Origin of the sequence: Methylosarcina fibrata AML-C10 (assembly GCF_000372865.1) — a bacterium.
Classification (GTDB): Bacteria; Pseudomonadota; Gammaproteobacteria; order Methylococcales; family Methylomonadaceae; genus Methylosarcina; species Methylosarcina fibrata.
The window spans coordinates 2,871,002-2,889,004 of the sequence record NZ_KB889965.1 but is presented as its reverse complement, the minus strand read 5'-3'; the positions used below and the strand labels follow the sequence as shown (position 1 = coordinate 2,889,004).

Here is an 18,003-nt window from a genome sequence, read left to right as displayed (position 1 = left end):
TCCGACAGGTCGGGTTGTCTTCGCCAACCCGACCTACTGCGCTTCTACAACGCCGCCATGATGGAGTAATAAGCTTATGGAACAACCTGAAAATCTCTTAACGGTTAAACCGACCTGGCGCAACCAACGGCTCACTCGGCTTAAAAAACGGCGCAGGCTCTGGCTCAAAGTTCATCTGTATCTGGGCTTGTTTGCGGGCGCCGTGCTCGTGGTGATCGGCCTGACCGGCAGCATTTTGACGTTCTGGATGGAAATCGATCGCTGGCTGAATCCCGAGTTGACGACGGTTGCCGTATCCGAAGCGGCAAATATTCGGCCGCTGGCCGACATCGTGGCCGCCGCCCAGGCGGCCATGCCGACCGGCGCCGTATTCACCTACGCCTATCCGCCGTCGAGCCCGGAGCAGGCGTACGTCGTTTTTTTCGACGTGCCGGCCGGCAATGGTGCCACACACAGCGTCAATGCCTTCGTCAACCCATACACGGCGCAAATCGTCGGCACCCGTGTGTATTATCATGCCACGGATCTGACCGCCTATTGCTTCATGGGTTTCGTCTTCAAACTCCACTACACGCTGTTGGCGGGTAATGACGGCGCAGTATTGGTCGGAATATTGGGAGTGCTGGCTTTCATTTCCCTGCTGACCGGCTTGATCGTTTGGTGGCCGTTGACCGGAAAATGGCGGCAAGCGTTGACCGTCAAACGCCATGCCGGCAGCGAACGTCTCAACTACGATCTCCACAAAACCTTCGGCTTTTACTCGACTGTGTTGTTGTCGGCCGTGTTTATCTCGGGCGTGTCGATGAATTTGCCGGGCCCGTTCAAATGGTTGGTCGAGCGTTTCTCACCCGTTGCCGCCGTCGGCGATTATCGCACCGAGCCGAGCACCGACAGCGTTGCCGTGACGGTGGATCAGGCCTGGAAAAAAGCGGCCTCCCTTTACCCGGATGGCCGTCTTTACTGGTTTTCCGTTCCCAAAAACGAAACCGGCGTTTACGTCTTTACCGTGCACGGGCCGTTGGGTGCCGGATTTTACGGCCGCCGCAAAGTGATCGTGGACCGCTACGGAGAATTGCTGCACGTTTTCGATTCGCTGCAAGGGTCGGGCGGAAGCGTGTTCATGCAATGGATGTGGCCTTTGCATTCCGGCTATTTTTTCGGCATGCCGGGGCGGATTCTGGTACTTCTGTCCGGCTTGGCTTGTGTTTTGTTATTTGTTACCGGCGTCGTCCGCTGGCTGCAAAAAAGGCGTGCAGCGATTGCAAGAAAACAAACGTAGTCACCAACAGGTTAAAAGCAGGATGAATTCGATGCCTGCCGGGAATCCACTTGTGCCTCAGAAGGTATGCCGGAATGACGGAGGATGTGTATAACGATGAGCGCTCTGCGTGGGAACCGTGTGGAATGGCTCGCCGATCGCAAACAGAAACCGCTCTAGAATTCCAACCTTACCGAGCCCAGAAAAGTGCGCGGCGCGCCGATGTCGATCCGGCTTCTGCCGAAACCGATGCTGCTCGGAAAATATTTTTTATCGAGCAGATTGTCGGCATTCAACTGAACGGTGACTTTCGACTTGCCCACTTTGAATTCGTATCCGCCCATCAGATTGACCAACGCATAACCCGGCATTTGAAAGTCGTTCTGGTTATTGCCTTCCCGTTGGCCGCGAGCGACCAATCCCGCGCCCAGCGTCAGCCCCTGTAATTCCCCGTCCTGGAACCGGTAGGTATTCCACAGGCTGCCGCCGTGGACGGGGACGTCATGAAAGCGGTGGCCGGTGTTGCCGCTGTCGGTTCCGATCATGTTGCCGAGATCGTCGAAAACGAGGCCGACGTTCCGGGTGATTTCGGAATCGATGTACGAACCGGTGGTTTGGGTTGCTTCGGGCAGCCTTGTAGAAAGAGCGATACAGGGCTGTTCCGTTGGGGTGAATCCTGTTTCAATTGATCGGATCCATTCGGAGACAATCGAAACCGCCGGCCGCGTAAAATAAAAAATTTCTTCCGGGCTTGTCGATTTGTCCCGCCCCCGTACGACTAAGGACGGAACTCATGAGCGTTTTTGAGTTCCTAATTTTAGTATTCAGGAATGAGTCTCGGGATGGCCGGCGCATTGACGGCGCGGGCAATTCCCGAATATTTGTCAATTTCTTTCACTCGACGTTAAATAAAAGGAGAAAACCATGCGTATTTTGTCACTTGTCTTGATCAGTCTTTGTATGATGCTGGCGGCAGCCGGTGCTACGGCCAGGGAAAAACAGGCCAAGAAACCGATGGATCCCCAGGCGATGATGGAGCTTTATACCAAGCTGGCCACGCCCGGAGAACCTCACAAACTGTTCGCCACCTTGGCCGGCAGTTGGACCGTCAAGAGCCGGGAATGGATGGAACCCGGCAAGCCGCCGGCGGAATCGACCGGCAGCGCGGAAATGAAGATGCTGCTCGACGGGCGCTTTCTCTACCAGGAATTCAACGGCAGCATGATGGGAAAACCTTTCTCTGGCATCGGGATCGACGGCTATGACAATCTGCGCAAGAAATATATCACGGCGTGGATGGACAACATGGGCACCGGTATTTTCCTGATGGAGGGCACCGCGAGCGCGGACGGCAAAACCATCACGCTGAGAGGAAAGCACGAAGAGCCGGGCGGCGGCTACATGACGCACCGCGCCGTCTGGAAGATCGTCGACAGCAATCACCAGACCTTCGACATGTACGGCGCTCACCACGGCGGCAAAGAAATGAAGATGCTGGAGCTTACCTATACGCGCAAAGAATAGCGCGGTTCGGGTTTAACGATGCAAAAAACCCGGACCGGATGTACGTATCAGGCCGGGTTTCTGCCCATAAGGAAAAAATGCCATGAGCATACAACTCAACCACACCATCGTCTGGTGCCGCGACAAACGGAAATCGTCGGCCTTCTTGACCGGAATGCTCGGCCTGCCGCCGGCCTTCCCGTTCGGGCCCTTTCTCGTCGTCGAACTCGGCAACGGGGTTTCGCTGGATTTCCACGACAAGGAAGGCGCCATCGCCATGCAGCATTTGGCCTTTTTGATCGGCGAGGACGACTTCGACCGGGTTTTCCGACGCCTGCGCGAACAAGGCCTTAATTACTGGGCCGATCCGGGTAAAGCGCTTCCCGGCGAGATCAACCGCCACGACGGCGGCCGGGGTCTGTATTTCGACGATCCCGACGGGCATTTGCTCGAAGTGATCACCCGTCCTTACGGCAGCGGTCCGGAATGAAGGGAAGGGTCATCAGGAGCGATTGAGTCCGGGCAGGTTGGGCTGACGCCGGGAAGCCCAACAGAGCTTGTCGGGCTTCGCTTTGTCTGTCCGGCTTACTACGGCTTGGCCGCCGCGGTTTTGAATGAGGCCAGCCAGGCTTCGATCCGGTCGGCTTTCAAGGCGCCGCTGATTCCTGCCCGGTGGTGTTGAGGGTCGTAAAAATAACTGCGCGGCATCTCGCCGTACCAGGACGAATCGATGACGTAGCGCAGGCGTTCCGCGCTGGTTTCCGAAAAGATCCAGGCGTCGGAATTGGCGAGGTGGTGCGAAGCCAGAACCGAAGACACCTGGTCCGATTGCTCGATGGCATCGGTGGAGATCAGCACCAGATTGAAGTCGGCATGCCGTTTTTTCAGATCGCCGAGCAAATTCAGCTCCTTGCGGCAGGGCGGGCAGTCGAGCGACCACAAAACCAGCAGGAAAGGACGGCCGGCATAGTCGGCCTGAATTTTTTCCAGGCTGCCGGCCGTGAAGGCATGGAGCGATGCGCCGGCCGTTACCGGTCTGGCGGTCGAGCAAATCAGAGTAATGCTGCACAGGAACAGCAGGAAGGAAAGCCGGGGTTGCGCTTTTGCGGTCATTTTAAAGCCCTACCTTGACCACGTGGATGCGTTCGGCTTCGGTGTCCAGCCAGGAAAAATAAGCGCTGCCGCCACCTTGCGCCGCAGTCGGCAGATTCGGCCATTCGAAGGCCGTTTTCCAGCTCGGCTTGCTGAGCTGGCGTTCGGCCAGCACCTGTCCCGAAGCGGACACCAGCGCAAGTTGCAGCGAGGGACCTTCGGGCGTGGTGCGCAGCCACTGCACCACGGCGCGGTCGTCGTCGAGCATCACCATTTTGACTTCGCCTTGCGGCTGATGCTCGGGGTCGACGTTGACCGGGGCGCCGAAGCCTTTGCCCGGATCGTCGGTAAACGCGGCCTGAACCTTGCCCTTGCCACCCGCGGCGGTAAACCAGGCGACGCCGAAGCGGTTTTGGGATGCGGAAGCGCCGACGTTCTGGCCGGGACAGCCGTCCAGCACCCAGTTGTCGGAATGGACGCGCACCGCTTTTGCGGTCCGGAGGCCGGGCCAGGGCAGCACGGCAATGTCGCGCACTTCGCCGGGCAGGTGGTCACGGTAAGTCAGATACAGTTGATCCTTGTAACGGGCCGGCAGCAATTGGCAACAGGAGCAGATGTTGTCGTCGACCGCGAAATCGTGCTCGACCCGGCCTTTGCCGTCCATCACGGTACCCATCAGATACTGCTCTCCTTTGTCTTTTTTCCGGTGCCGGGCATCGGACCAGAATACCGCCATGTTGCCTTCGGGCAAGGGGGCGATGTATGCGTTGTAACGGGCGGTCTTGACTTTCTGGTCGCTGTTGGCCTTGACCGCCTTGCTCCAGGTCAGGCCGCCGTCCGCCGAACGGGAAACGTACACTTCGTTGCTCGACTGTTTTTTGATCCGGGTTTCGGTGCCCCAGACCGCGCCGAGCGCGCCGTCGTTGAGTTCAATTACTTTCGGCAGATCGTAAATGGCGGGTAGGCGGACGACGTTTCGCGGCGCCGACCAGGTCTTGCCGTCGTACCAGGCGAATTTCAGTATTTTTTCTGCCTTGGGCGCGGGCTCCACCCAGCTCAGGATCAATTTGCCGCCGCTCGCGGCCGACAGATGGGCCTGGCGGCTTTTGGCGGCGCTGGGCGGCTCAATCTCCTGTACCGAAAGAGCGGACGCCGGAGCCGCCGAGGTTTGCGCCGGAAGGGCATGCGCTTTTGCGAAAACGCAGATCAGGATGGTCAGAATGCCGGCCCGCAGGCAGGCAGGCTTCGTAATCAAAGGCGAATGCCTGGATTTGCCGGTAATGGATGGTTTCATGACAAAGCTCGCGGTAAAAGACAAGGATGAAAAGCCGGCCGGCAGGCGCCGGTTTCGACTTACACTGTAATAAGACGTTTCAGCTCGTAAAATCCCCACCCGTTTCGGCAATTTTTTTATCGAATGTTGTTGCCGGGGGACGAAGAGGGACGGCCGATCAACAGAGCTCCCGGCCCGGCAGTCCGAATCGGCTGTGTCATATGCCACGGTTTACTTGTGGCATATGACACGGTTTTTCGTTCATCAAACCGGACGGGGACGGTGAAAACCGCAAAACCCGAAGATGGCTCGGATTTTGCTGTCACAGTGCAGGCCGGTCCGAATTGACGGGTTGCCGGCAGAATTTTCCGCCAACTCCCCGGATAGCCTCTTTGAACGCCGACGCCTTTTTTCTGGATTGCCGAGACGCGCTGATCGCGGTTATTTTCCGCATCGTCGGCTGTCCGGACACAGCCGAAGATCTGGCGCACGAAGCTTATCTGCGTTTCGCACAGGCATCCGGGAGCCGGGACATTGCCGCTCCCAGGCCGTTTCTATACCAGGTCGGGCGCAATCTGGCGCTCGATCATCTGCGCAAGCAACGGCATCGGTCCACCGTTGCCGAGCCGGACGATGACGACGGAAGCTGTCTGCTGGAGCGCCTGCCTTCGGCCCTGCCGACGCCCGAGCAAACGCTCGATCATCAGCAACAGGTGCAGAAAATGATCCGCGCCCTGGCGGGTTTGAGCGAGCGCCGACGGCAAATTCTGCTGCTGCACAAATATCATCATTGGACTTACGAGCGCATTGCCGCTCATTTCGGCCTTTCCCGCAGCGCCGTCGAAAAGAACGTGCGCGCGGCGCTGGCGCATTTGCTGGCGGCGCAATCCGGAGAGGATTAAGGTGGCTGCCGGTGTCTCCGCGTTGGACGCTACAGCCAGTCCCTATCGAAAATCGCAAGCGAGTGGCGGGAGCGACGCTCACGGAAGAGTTTTATTTTACGGGGGTGAAGAAATCCGTCTCATGTCTGTCGTGTTAAGAAAAAAGTGCCAAATGCGATCGGGCGTATCGCCCAAACGTCTTATCTTGCTAAAATCCCGGCTTGCCCTTTTCCTGACTCGTATCGATGGCCTTGCACACTGTTCCCGATCCCAACCCCGCGTCAGCCGCCGTCCTGGATGAGGCGCTGACCTGGTTCGCGCGCCTGCAGGACAGCCAGGCCGGGCCGGAGATTCGGAGGGCCTTTGCCGCCTGGCATGACGCCAGTCCCGAACACGCCGAGGCCTATGCGCGGGTGGCGGATTTGTGGCAATCGCCGGTCTTGAACGACGCGCTGGCGCATTATGCGGCGATATCGTTGCCGGTGGCGCGGCGCAGGCCGCTGCGGCCGTGGGTGGCAGCGGCCTGTTTATTGCTGGCGATGGGCTGGGGCTTGCATGCCGGCGGCCTGATCGACCGCTGGCGCGCCGATTATGCGACCGTTGCCGGCGAGCAGCGCCGCATCGTCCTGGCGGACGGCTCCCTGGTGACCTTGAACACAGACACCGCGCTGGCCTCCGATTTCGATGGCGAACGGCGCGGCATCCGGATTCTGCATGGCGAGGCTTATTTCGAGGTCAAGCCCGACAGCGCGCGGCCGTTTATCGTCGCCGCGGCGGACGCCACGGTGCAGGTCGTCGGTACCCGGTTCACGGTGCGCGCCGGCAGCGCTACGCAGGTTGCGGTCGAAAGCGGCATCGTCGCCTGCGCCGCCGGCACCGGCGCAACGCTACGGTTGACCGCCGGTCAGCAGGCTGCCATCTCTGCGCATGGCGTCGAAAAACGCAGCGCGGCCGACAGCTTGCCGGCGTTCGCCTGGCTGCAAGGGCGGCTGATTTTTCAGGACCGGCCGCTGGCCGAAGTCGTCGCCGAACTCGACCGCTACCATCCGGGCGTGATTTATCTAGCCGGCGGCAAGCTGGCCGCGACCCGAATCACCGGTAATTACAAACTCGGCGATATCGACGCCGTGATCCGGAACCTCGCCGACATTGTCGGTGCGCATGTCGTGCATTTGTCGCCGTATTTGACGGTGTTGACGATGTAGGTTTAGCGAAAAAACAGGGAGGCAAAAAAATTTCTTCTGCTCAAGTGTGTAGTTGTCCTGTCGAAACGTCTCTTTCTCCATCCGCGCGGCATCGCGCGTTGAAAACTTTTTCAACCTACAGGAGAAAGCATGATTCCTTCCGATACCACCGTTCGGCCCGTACCCGGAGCCTGGCGCAAACTGACCGCCGCGATCGCCTTGATCTTGCCGGCCTTGGCCGCGCCGCAGGCCCTTTATGCCGGTACCGCCGAACATCCTCCTGCAGCAAGCGTCAAGACCGTTGATTTCAACATCGCAGCCAAACCGCTGGCGGCGGCGATCAACGACTTCATCGCGGCAACCGGCTGGCAAGTCGGTTTTCCATCCGCGTTGACCCAAGGGGTTAACAGCGCCGGCGTCGTGGGGCGCTACACACCCCGGCAGGCGCTCGCAAAACTGCTGGCGGGATCGGGGTTAGGCTATCGTCTCAGCGGAAGCGATAGCGTGATTTTGCAGCGCCAGGCCGAGCCGGCCGGGCCCGGCGGCCAATCCGGCGCGGCGACTTTGCCGGCCATGAAAGTTACCGCCGACGCGGACTATGATGCCTACGATCCTTACAACAAAGACTACTCGGCGACGGCCGCCGCCTCGGCAACCAAAACCGAGACGCCGCTGATGGAAACGCCGGTCAACGTCCAGGTGATTCCTAAAGCGGTACTGGACGACCAGCAGACGATCCAGATGACTCAGGCCCTGAAAAATGTCGCCGGCGCAACTATCAGTATCGGTTCCGGCGGGCTTTCGGACGATATATTTCTGCGGGGTTTTCGTTCTTCGACCTATTTCCGCAACGGCTTTCGTGTCGACAGCCAGTATTCCTCGATCGGCACTCGGCAAATGGCCAACGTGGAGCGTCTGGAAGTGGTCAAAGGGCCGGCGGCGATTCTGTATGGGCGCATGGAGCCGGGCGGCATGGTCAACGTCGTGACCAAACAAGCGTTGGCGACGCCTTACTATGCGTTGCAACAGCAATTCGGTTCTTTCGATCTGTACCGTACCACGCTGGATGCGGCTGGGCCTTTGACCAAAGGCAACACGCTGCTGTACCGTTTCAACGGCTCGTTCGAAAGCAGCGGCTCGTTCCGCGATTTCGTGAACAATGAGCGGACTTTTCTGGCACCGGTGCTGACCTGGAATATCAGCCCCCGGACGCAAGCCACCTTGGAGATGGAATACCGACACGACAACCTCAATTACGACAATAACACCTGGCCTTATATCAACGGGCACTTTATCGACATGCCGAGGTCACGCAACTTGATGGGACGGACGCCGAGCAGCGTCGAAGAAAAACTGATCGGCTTGAATTGGTCGCACCAATTCAACGATGATTGGACCATTCAGCAGCGTTTCGTCGCCGATTTGCTGGATACCGTACAAGAATGGACTACCGCTGCGAGCTCGGAACTGAATCCCGACAATACCCTTTCCCGTTCCCGCTACCATATTCCCGGCCAGCAGGCTACCTATTACACCACGGTGGATTTGACCGGGCATTTCAATACCGGTCTGTTCAAGCACACACTGCTGATAGGGGGGGATTATTACCGTACGGACAATCTCTCGCACCCCTATGTTACCGATCTGGCATCGATCAACGTTTATAATCCGGTGCAGAACGATCAGCCTATTACGCCTTTCACGACCGCCTGGTCGCCAAGCAACAACAGTGCCGATTATTTCGGTCTTTACGCCCAGGATCAGATCAGATTGCCTTACGGCCTGCATTTGTTGGGGGGCTTGCGCTACCAGAACGTCAAACAATGGGATCATCTCGCGGAAACCTCGCAACCGGCCGACGACGCGGTGACGCCTCGGGTCGGTGTCCTCTGGCAGGCGCGCGATTGGTGGAGCCTCTACGGCAATTACATCGAAAACTTCGGCGTCTCCAACCAATGGGCCAGGACGAGAAGCGGCAAACCGTTGTCGCCGGAAAGTGCGCAGCAGTGGGAAATCGGCAGCAAGTTCGAATTTTTCGACGGCAGATTCAGTGCTACCTTGGCGTATTACGACATTACCAAACAAAATGTCGTGACCCGGGATCCGACCGACATGACCGGCAATTTTTCGATCGCGGCCGGCGAGGTACGCAGCCGGGGACCTGAAATAGACATTCGCGGCGAAGTTTTGCCGGGCTGGAATATTATCGCGACCTACGCCAACTTCGATACCCGCGTGACCAAGGATAATAGCGGTCTGGTCGGCAACCGTTTGTATGCGGTGCCGCGCAACGTCGGCAGTTTGTGGTCCACCTATGATTTTCAGCAGAGTGAGCTGCACGGATTGAAGGTCGGCGGCGGCGTCAATCTGCGCGATGGCTCCACCGACGGATCGAACAACGGTTACGAAACCGCCGGTTACGCGACGGTCGATTTATTGGCGGCCTACAGTTGGAAAGCCGGCCGGTCGAAAATCACTGCGCAATTGAACGTGAACAATTTGCTCGACAAGACGTATTTTCCGGACGCCTATCTGTGCGGGGCCTGCAGCAGCCGCACGGTCGGTACGCCGCGCTTGTTTTTGGGGTCGGTGCGGGTGGAGTTTTAAATCGAAAACGTAAGCAAGTAGTCCGGCCATCATGTGTTATCGAAGCGGCCGGACGGGTTTGAAGCATTCGGGATCAAGGTTACAAACTCCGGCCGGCAATATCAATACTCTATCCGCACCGATCCCATAAACATTCTCGGCGCGCCGACCTCGATGCCGTTGCGGCTGAACGCCGAGGCAGGGAAATATTCCTTGTCCAGCAGGTTCATCGTTCCCACGCTCTGCGTCACTGCCCGGCGTTTGAGTGGCGATCATATCCCGATATGGCGGGTCCCAAACTCTGTATCGGATTGAAGCATTGGACATGTCGGGTACAAAAGCGAGTCCGACCTGCGCTCCGTTTGGGAGTTACTCGCCGTAATCGATGCTGTCGAAGGCTTGCGCTGTGCCCGCCCAATGCGGTGGATACAGCCCAACGCGTACGAAACGGTGGAAGCTTGAATATGGCCAATCGGCGACGCGCGGCACCCAACCGTGTTTCACCGGGTTCCAGTGGATGTAGTCGCAATGTTGTTCGAAATCCCGATCGTTGCGGATTTGGTGCTCCCAATAACGCGGTTGCCAAATGGTTTGCATCCGCTTGCGCCGCTCTGAGGCAGTGCGCGGCAATTTATATTCGTCGAGGCAATGATCGGTGAAATATTTTTTGACGGCATTCCAGCGCATCGGGTAATCCGAATCTCCGGGCGGCAATGTCCAAATACAGTGCAGGTGATCCGGCAGCAGTACGAACGCATCGATGGTGAAAGGATAGGCGGATTTGACAGTACGGAGAGCGGTGCGCAGCAGTTCGACGTTGCCTGGTTCACACAAGAATTTGCGCCGTCGGAAAGTCACGACGGTAAAAAAATACGTGCCGCCGGGAGTTTTGGCGCGGCGATAGCGCATGGCGACTCTCTCCGAAATAAGCAAATGGCCGTTTTACAACCACACGAAACGCGGTAGCGAATAATAAAATTGTAGATCGGGCAACGCTTTTTGCCCGATATTTTAGCTGTAGGTCGGGCAACGGCTTTATCGTTGCCCGACGTTCATGTGGCGATTATGCTTCGGAATATTGCGATGGTCTGAAACCATGTCCTCTTCAAGCCATTGGAAATGTCGGGCACAAAAAGCGCGTGCCCGACCTACGCATCTAAAATTCTACCCGAATCGACCCATTAGCCATCAGTGGCGCACCCGGCGCAATGCTCAAATTAGGTGAGGTATTTAAGTCAGGATCGGTTGATTCGTAATAATTTTTATCTAACAAATTACGGATGTTGAACTGCGTAGTAACCTTGGTTGCCCCCACTTTCATTCTATAAGCGGCAAAGGCATCCATCCTGACAAAGCCCGGTAATTGAAAGCTGTTGGCAAAATCGCCTTGACGTTGTCCCGCCGCAATACCGCCTATGCCGAAACTAAAGCCTTCCTGGGAATCATAGCCATTAACATCGTACTTGAACCACAAGCTACCAGAATGCTCAGGAACATTTGGCATCCTATGTCCGGCATTGCTCGGATTACCCTCTGCAACATGGTCTTCCAGAACACGGGCGTCGGTGAAAGCATAGCTGCCGATCAGGCTCAATTGATTGGTAATCTGTCCCGTAATATCTAACTCAATCCCTTGGCTGCGTTGTTTATTGCTGATTCTATCGAACAAGTTGGCTGTCGCTAAATCCGGCACCAAGATATTGTCCTTAACCAAATGATAGTATGCTAAGGTCGCGATCAATCTGTCATCAAATACCTGCGTTTTCACGCCTGCTTCGAATTGTTCGCCTCTTTGCGGATCAAAAGTCGAGCCATTAGCGGCCGGGGCATTATTGGCATTAAACGAAGTCGTCCAATTGCCATAAACCCCTAACCAAGGGACCGGCTGATAAAGTATGCCGACTCGAGGGCTAAAGCCGTCGACTTTATTTGACGGCAAGGTAGCCTCAGCTAGTTCAAAAGAAGTTTTGTAAGAAAATCCGGAATCCGCCCAGTCGTAGCGGCCGCCGCCTAGAATATGAAGCTTATCCCACAAGGTGATCTGATCCTGGAAATAAGCTCCGTACCATTGGCTATAAATAAAGGCGAAATCCTCACCGCCGCAGCAACTGTTAGGTTGCGCCAAGGTTTGTCTGATCAGTTCCGGACTGATCCCGTAACTTGGGTATGGATTAAATATGTTGATGTCCAAGCTGTTATTCGGGAAGGCATACTCACCAAACGAGTGGTATTTTTGCGTGGACTGGAAATAATCAAAGCCCACCAAGATGTCATGCTCGGAAAAGCCCAACCGGAATTTCCCGGTCAAATCCAAATTTGTAGAGTAGCTTTCAAGCTCGTTATCATGACCAAAAATATTGCGTTTTACAATACCATCCGGTCCCAATACGCCTGTGGGAGATGGTGTCAAATACTTAGTATATTCATTATTAAAGCTGGCGAGGAAACGGTTATGTACTGCCCAATCATTATTAAATCGATGATTTATCTCAGTACTAACTAGCGCTTTGGATATGTGATCCACCGGGTCATTCGGGTCACCGATCGAACGGCTAATAGGAACTGGAGCGGGACGATTACCCATCGCCGGAATACCGAAATCTGTCTGATAATCCTGGTCCAAACCTTCAACATTAAGCGTCAGGTCAGTCATCTCGGTTGGCCGCCAAGTAATGCTTGGATTGACCATCACTCGATCCGTAAAAACAAAATCTCTAAATGAATTATTGTTCTGATAAGCACCAGTGAAGCGATACAGCAACGACTTGTCATCAGTAATCGCCCCGGTTGCATCCCATTGAGTACGATAATAATCATAAGAACCAAATTGCTGCTCAAGCGAATAATAAGGGATGTCTAATGGCTTTTTGGTGGTGATATTGATCAGGCCGCCGGGTTCAATGCGACCAAACAGCACAGCAGCCGGACCTTTAAGTACATCAATACTTTGCAGATTACCGGCATCGAATTCGCTTGGAAAGCCGACAAAAGCATTGCCGTTAGTCAATAGACCATTACGATAAACTGTACCATTGCGAAATCCGCGAATGATAAAGCCGTTGCCACCCCCTAATGTCGGCTGCGCTCTTACACCGCTGACATTTTCCAAGGCATCTTTGATACGAGTGGTTTTCTGGTCGTCCATCACCGATCTAGGCACAACTTGCACTGACACCGGAGTCTCTATTAGCGGCGTGTCAGTTTTCGTGGCAGTAGAACTGTTAGTGACGGTATAGCTTTTGTTATAAGGATCGGTCGAGTCATACTCTGCCTGTCCCGACACCGTTACCGGCGGCAACGTTTTTGCGTCCGTTTCCGCGGCGGTAATCGCCACCGCTTTATCGCTGTTAAACCTGTGGCTCGAGCCGCTGCCGGACAACAGCCGCGACAAGGCTTGCTCGGCGGTCAAGCGGCCGGATACCGCACGGGAAGTTTTGCCGGCGACAATGGCGTCCGAATAAAACGGCCTGATGCCGGTCTGTTGCGCCAGGGCTTCCAGTGCGGACGACAGCGGCTGCGCGGGTATGTCGACGTTATAGGTTTGTGCTTCGGCCAGCACGGCGGCGGAACAAAGGGTAAAGGATGCGGCCAGCAGCAGGTGTCGGGTCGGATTCATCGGGTCTCCATTGATTGAGTGGTTTCCCGTATGAACGTTTGATGTGGGGCTGACACCTCACGATTTTTAAAATTTTTTCGTTGTTTTTCACAAACGGCTTTTTTCTACCCGCTTCGGTGCGGCCGGAATGGATGCTGCTGACTCAATTGGCTTCAAGGTTTCGTAAAAGTCATAACCGAACCTTCTTCCTCCGGGAGAGGCAGGGTGAGGGAGTATAATGCAATGTTTCCCTTAATTTATTTCCCCTCGCCTCAACTCTCTCCCGCTGGAGAGGGAGCTTTTACGACACGACAATGGGAGCGGAGTCCAAGGCCTGCTTTGGTTGCATTCAGGGACGCCTTCCAAAGTTAGCTTTGGACTCTGACGCAGCGCATTACCGTCTGGCCTCGATCGAAACACGCATCGGCGACAGCCGCGTGATTTTGACGTCCAAGCCATTGGCCAGCGTATTCAGGCTCTCGTCGAGATTACTGGTCGAAAAACGGCCGCTGACGCTCAGGCTTTGCAGTTTTGCATCCGGCAGCTCGAACTCGACCTGATGGTAGCGCGCAAGTTGCCGCAGCACGTCCGACAAAGTCTGCCGTTTGAAGATCAACAGTCCGCGCCGCCAACTGCCGGCGGCATTCGAGTCGCCGGCGTGGACCGGCCGCAGCCGGCCTTCGGCGTCAAAACCGCTTTGCTGGCCGGCTTTGACCCACTGTTCAGGGGAACCATCACGGCTGAGCGCCACAATGCCTTCCTCTACTTCGACCGTGGTGTTGTCTCCGTCTCTGCTCACGTTGAAGCGGGTGCCGACGTCGCGGATGCGTCCGTTGCCGGCGATGACTTCGAACGGATGCGCGCCGTCGTGTTTGACGTCGAACCAGGCTTCGCCGCGTTCCAGCCAGACGGTGCGGGAACCGAACAGACGCGCGACGCGTAAGTCGCTGTCGGTGTTCAGTTCGATACGGCTGCCGTCGGCCAGGTTGATCGCGGTCTGTTCGCCTTTTGCGGTCTGATAGCTTTGGGAGGTGAGTTTTAACACAAGTTCGGGTTGCAGGACGCACAGGCCGGCGGCGAGAGCGAGAGCCAGCAGGGTGGTGTTGCGCCGGCGGCGGGTGGTCCGAGCCGTTTGCACATAGCCGCGCGCGTCCTTCAGCCTGGCGCCGGCGACATCGGTCAGGCCGCCGAGCTGCTGCCAGAATTGCTGTGCCTGGAGATAGGCTTCGGCATGTTCGGGCGCTTCGGCGAGCCAGTCCTCGAAGATCTGCCGGTCTCTATCGCTGCAAGTGGCGGCGTTAAGGCGCGACAGCCAGCGCAAGGCTTGCCGTTGCGGTTCGGACAGTGCATTGGGGGCCGGCGAATTCATCAATTACATACTCGATGGAACTTGGGCGAGCGAGGCGGCGAAGCAATGCTCCAATGCCGTATAAAAATGCCGCTCGACGCTGCTGCGCGAAAGGCCCAACAATTTGGCAATCTGAGGATAAGTCAAACCGTCGAAGCGGTGCAATAAAAAAATCGTGCGCGGCAACGGCGGCAGCGCGTCCAGGGCCTGTAGGCAGCGCTCGAGCATCTGCCGATGATGCAGCACGGCTTCCGGGCAGGACGCGAACGAAGGGACTTCGTCAATCTCGTCAAGATCGGCATGGTGATGCGCGCGCACGGCTAATTTGCGGTGATGATCAATCACCGCATTCGCGGTCAGTTTGTAGAGATAGGCCCGGTGGTTGGCAATCGTGTCGATGTCCGGATGTTGCAGCAGGCGCAAAAACGAAAGTTGCACCAAATCTTCCGCCGCGTCGCCGGCCCTCTGGCCGGCAAAGCGGAGCAATTCTTGATGGTGGCTGCGAAACAATTGGTCGAGAAGTTCTTTCAGGGTCATTCCGGCTTGCTGCTCATACTCAGGATTCGACGATGGCCATCGGATGAAGAAGGGTATTAGCAACAAGCAGAATGCGTGCCAAGGATGGGAGCGTCGTGCTAGAAGGGGCTGCGGAAAGGGGGAAACGCTGGGCGGGCTGGCGCTGAGTGTGGCGTAGCAGGTAACGCGGCTTACGACGGTGTTAATCAATGCGGCATTCTCAACCGATGCGGGTATGCCCTTCGGTGATAGGGTTGTGGGATTTGCCGCAGTGACTGCGTCAAATCACGCATGGGTTACGGAAGCAAGCGGCGATGGCTCTTGGCTTCCGTAATACGCGAACGGCTTTCCTGGAAAGCCGACGGATAACCCGGGCATGCGCGACCTACTGTTCCACCGTCACGAATGCCAGCTTGGTAATGCCGGCGTGCTGGGCGGAAGCCATCACTTCCGCTACCTTTGAATAGAGGACGCCCTGGTCGGCGTAGAGATGTACCGCCGCTTCCGGATTGTTCTGGAGCTCTACGGTCAGTTCGGCCTCCAGCGCGACGAGATCCACAAGCGGTTTTTTATTTAGCGTGACCTGGCCCTGCGCATCGATGCCGAGCTGCAGCGGCTGGTCTTTCACGTCCGGCGTCGTCTCCGCCGTTTTCGGCAGATTGACCTTGACCGACTGAGTCAGAAGCGGCGCGGTGACCAGCAGGATGATCACCAGCACCAGCATCACGTCGACCAGCGGGGTGACGTTGATGTCGCTGATCGCGTCCTGTTCTTCGGAGGATTGCGTATTGAAAGCCATGACCAATTACTCCCGAGCGCCGTCGACGTTGAAGACCAGGTGCAGAAAGCTGCCGGCGAAATTGTCCAGCGCCTGCCGGTGTTGTTTGGCGCGGCGGCCGAAAAAGTTGTAGGCAAGCACCGCCGGCACCGCGACGGCAATGCCGACGGCGGTCGCGATCAACGCGTCGCCGATGGGGCCGGCGACGACGTCCAGGCTGGCCGAGCCGCTCCGGCTGATTTCGTGCAACGCGTGCATGATGCCGAGCACGGTGCCGAACAGTCCGACGAATGGGGCGGTGCTGCCGATGCTGGCGAGCAGGGTCAGTCCGCTTTCGAGGGCGCGCTGCTCTTCCTGCGTTTGCAGGCGCAAGGCATGACCGAGCAACTCTTCCGGCGAACCCCGGAATTTCAGGGCTTGAGCGGAAGTGGCGCGCATTTCGCTCAGCCAGCCGAAGCCGCGCCGGGCGATCCGCGCCTGGGGCCCACGCGCGGTCAGAACGGGCAGGGATTCGGCGGCGCCGATGTCGGACGCATTCCAGAAGGCGCTGTTGAAGCGCCGGTTATGGATGCCGTTGCGGGCGAACTGCCAGATTTTGAACACGATCAGCGACCAGGTCGCGATCGAAAACGCCAGCAAGGTGTAAAGGGTGCCGTCGACGATGGCGGTGGGGGGAATGTGATAAGGCATTGACGTCTCCTGCTATCAATTGTTCAACGTAAAAATGATCGGTACGATCACCGAAGTGGTGACCGGGGTGCTGCCGCGCATCGCCGGAATGAATTTCCATTTCTCGACCGCGGCGACTGCCGACTCGTCGAGGATGTCGTGACCGCTGCTGTGGTGGACCTCGACGCTGTCGCTGAGCCCTTGGGCGGATACCTGCACCTTCAGCAGGACTTTGCCCTCCCAGCCGCGGTTGCGCGCCAGGCGCGGATACTCCGGTTTCGGGTTGAAGCCGTAATTGGCCTGAAAATTCGCTTGGGTAAAGGTTTCCGTCGGCGGTGCGGCCGTTTTGACGGGAGAAGGCGGTGCCGGCGGCGACGGAGGCGCTTCCACCGGAGCCGCGTCGGTTTCCTGCGGTTTGGGCAAGGCCACCGCATCTTTTGCCAGCGGCTTCTTCACGACCGGTTTTTTCTTCGGCTTCTTTTTGGGCGGCTCCGGCGGTTTGGGCGGTGCCGGCGGCGCTGGATGGGTCTCTTGTTTCGGTGAGGCGACCAGCGAAACCTCCATCATCAGCGGTTTGGCCTGGGCGATCGGATCGGTCGGCGCGAACAGCCAGAGCAGCGCCAGCGCGTGCAGTAGAAACACGGCCAGCACGATTTCGCCGAACAGATAACCTGGGCGCTTTTCCCGGATCAGCAGCGCGAGCAGGGCTTGCCGGGAAGATAACGGACCGGCTACGGTTCCGCCCGGATAAAGGAAAGCCGGCGCCGACGAGCCGACTTCCCGATTATTTAAGAGTTGCATAGGAATGTTGTCCGTACTGTGTAATCGTTATTTTTAGAGTACCTAACTCTGATAAGACGTTTCAGAACGCAAAAACCCCCACCTTGGCGCGCAAAAAAATGCGGCAATTTGCCGCAGCCGGGCAAAATCCGGGCGGCACAATCCGGTAACTCCGATTGTTATTTGCTTTCAAGTTTCTTTTTGGCGGCATCGGCTTCCCTGCCGATTCTTTCGACCGCAGCGCGGTAATCGGCTTGCGCGGCATTGGCCGTGTCGGCAATGACGGCATTGTCCACATTCGCTTCCTTGACCAGGCATTCATAATAGGCCTTGGCCTGCTGCTGCCAGACATTGATGTCGGCGACGCTTTGATTGAAGGCTTCGACGTTGGTTTGGTCGATCGTCGGCACTTCGGGTTTGTTGCCGCAAGTAGCCAGCGACCATTTGCCGTCGACGAGGGTGCCGGCGTTGACGTGCAAAGGAATCGCCAGAGTGAGGCTCAGTAAGCGAAAAGTGCTTTTGGTCATGGGTTTTCTCCTG

Annotated in this window: 17 protein-coding genes; 6 read left to right on the top strand and 11 right to left on the bottom strand. The window is 57.0% G+C overall.

Annotated elements, in window-relative coordinates; all coding sequences use genetic code 11:
• The first annotated feature begins 76 nt into the window (after nt 1-76).
• Nucleotides 77-1,279, top strand: coding sequence for a PepSY-associated TM helix domain-containing protein (locus A3OW_RS0113605; protein WP_020563995.1), 1,203 nt, complete (start codon nt 77-79; stop codon nt 1,277-1,279).
• Between the two features lie 155 nt (nt 1,280-1,434).
• Here the strand turns inward: A3OW_RS0113605 and A3OW_RS0113600 are convergent, their stop codons facing one another.
• A complete protein-coding gene (locus A3OW_RS0113600; protein ID WP_020563994.1) occupies nt 1,435-1,803 on the bottom strand; it encodes a TonB-dependent receptor domain-containing protein in 369 nt (122 codons plus the stop codon).
• Nucleotides 1,804-2,182: 379 nt separating this feature from the next.
• Between A3OW_RS0113600 and A3OW_RS0113590 the strand changes: the two genes are divergently transcribed.
• Nucleotides 2,183-2,782, top strand: a complete 600-nt coding sequence (locus A3OW_RS0113590; protein WP_020563992.1) for a DUF1579 domain-containing protein — start codon at nt 2,183-2,185, stop codon at nt 2,780-2,782.
• A gap of 82 nt (nt 2,783-2,864) precedes the next feature.
• Nucleotides 2,865-3,251, top strand: coding sequence for a VOC family protein (locus tag A3OW_RS0113585; protein WP_020563991.1), 387 nt, complete (start codon nt 2,865-2,867; stop codon nt 3,249-3,251).
• Between the two features lie 98 nt (nt 3,252-3,349).
• On the opposite strand, the gene A3OW_RS25005 is transcribed toward A3OW_RS0113585, so the two are convergent.
• Together A3OW_RS25005 and A3OW_RS0113575 are read right to left on the bottom strand one after the other, a co-directional pair.
• Entirely contained in the window at nt 3,350-3,874 is a 525-nt protein-coding gene (locus tag A3OW_RS25005; protein ID WP_020563990.1) for a TlpA family protein disulfide reductase, read from the bottom strand.
• Nucleotide 3,875: 1 nt separating this feature from the next.
• A complete protein-coding gene (locus A3OW_RS0113575) occupies nt 3,876-5,147 on the bottom strand; it encodes a sialidase family protein (RefSeq protein ID WP_020563989.1) in 1,272 nt (423 codons plus the stop codon).
• Nucleotides 5,148-5,518: 371 nt separating this feature from the next.
• Between A3OW_RS0113575 and A3OW_RS0113570 the strand changes: the two genes are divergently transcribed.
• The 3 genes from A3OW_RS0113570 to A3OW_RS0113560 all read left to right on the top strand — a co-directional run bounded on the left by A3OW_RS0113570 (nt 5,519) and on the right by A3OW_RS0113560 (nt 9,798).
• Nucleotides 5,519-6,028, top strand: a complete 510-nt coding sequence (locus A3OW_RS0113570; RefSeq protein WP_020563988.1) for an RNA polymerase sigma factor — start codon at nt 5,519-5,521, stop codon at nt 6,026-6,028.
• 224 nt (nt 6,029-6,252) lie between these two features.
• Complete coding sequence (locus A3OW_RS0113565) at nt 6,253-7,212, top strand: FecR family protein (RefSeq protein ID WP_020563987.1); 960 nt, start codon at nt 6,253-6,255, stop codon at nt 7,210-7,212.
• 129 nt (nt 7,213-7,341) lie between these two features.
• Nucleotides 7,342-9,798 carry a TonB-dependent siderophore receptor gene (locus tag A3OW_RS0113560; protein WP_020563986.1) on the top strand — a complete coding sequence of 819 codons (2,457 nt, stop codon included), beginning with the start codon at nt 7,342-7,344 and terminating at the stop codon, nt 9,796-9,798.
• A gap of 348 nt (nt 9,799-10,146) precedes the next feature.
• Here A3OW_RS0113560 and A3OW_RS0113550 read toward each other — a convergent pair whose 3' ends face one another.
• The 8 genes from A3OW_RS0113550 to A3OW_RS0113515 all read right to left on the bottom strand — a co-directional run bounded on the left by A3OW_RS0113550 (nt 10,147) and on the right by A3OW_RS0113515 (nt 17,990).
• Complete coding sequence (locus tag A3OW_RS0113550) at nt 10,147-10,686, bottom strand: REP-associated tyrosine transposase (protein WP_020563984.1); 540 nt, start codon at nt 10,684-10,686, stop codon at nt 10,147-10,149.
• A 247-nt stretch (nt 10,687-10,933) separates the two neighbouring features.
• Entirely contained in the window at nt 10,934-13,393 is a 2,460-nt protein-coding gene (locus A3OW_RS0113545; RefSeq protein ID WP_020563983.1) for a TonB-dependent siderophore receptor, read from the bottom strand.
• A gap of 373 nt (nt 13,394-13,766) precedes the next feature.
• Nucleotides 13,767-14,741 carry a FecR family protein gene (locus A3OW_RS0113540; RefSeq protein WP_020563982.1) on the bottom strand — a complete coding sequence of 325 codons (975 nt, stop codon included), beginning with the start codon at nt 14,739-14,741 and terminating at the stop codon, nt 13,767-13,769.
• Nucleotides 14,742-14,744: 3 nt separating this feature from the next.
• Nucleotides 14,745-15,257, bottom strand: coding sequence for an RNA polymerase sigma factor (locus A3OW_RS0113535; protein ID WP_020563981.1), 513 nt, complete (start codon nt 15,255-15,257; stop codon nt 14,745-14,747).
• A 364-nt stretch (nt 15,258-15,621) separates the two neighbouring features.
• The gene (locus A3OW_RS0113530; RefSeq protein WP_026223591.1) at nt 15,622-16,035 is read right to left on the bottom strand and encodes an ExbD/TolR family protein; all 414 of its coding nucleotides are present in this window, start codon (nt 16,033-16,035) and stop codon (nt 15,622-15,624) included.
• 6 nt (nt 16,036-16,041) lie between these two features.
• A complete protein-coding gene (locus tag A3OW_RS0113525) occupies nt 16,042-16,704 on the bottom strand; it encodes a MotA/TolQ/ExbB proton channel family protein (RefSeq protein WP_020563979.1) in 663 nt (220 codons plus the stop codon).
• Nucleotides 16,705-16,719: 15 nt separating this feature from the next.
• On the bottom strand, nt 16,720-17,484 hold the full coding sequence (locus A3OW_RS25000) for an energy transducer TonB (RefSeq protein ID WP_020563978.1): 765 nt from the start codon (nt 17,482-17,484) through the stop codon (nt 16,720-16,722).
• Nucleotides 17,485-17,642: 158 nt separating this feature from the next.
• Nucleotides 17,643-17,990 carry a hypothetical protein gene (locus tag A3OW_RS0113515; RefSeq protein WP_020563977.1) on the bottom strand — a complete coding sequence of 116 codons (348 nt, stop codon included), beginning with the start codon at nt 17,988-17,990 and terminating at the stop codon, nt 17,643-17,645.
• Between the last annotated feature and the right edge of the window lie 13 nt (nt 17,991-18,003).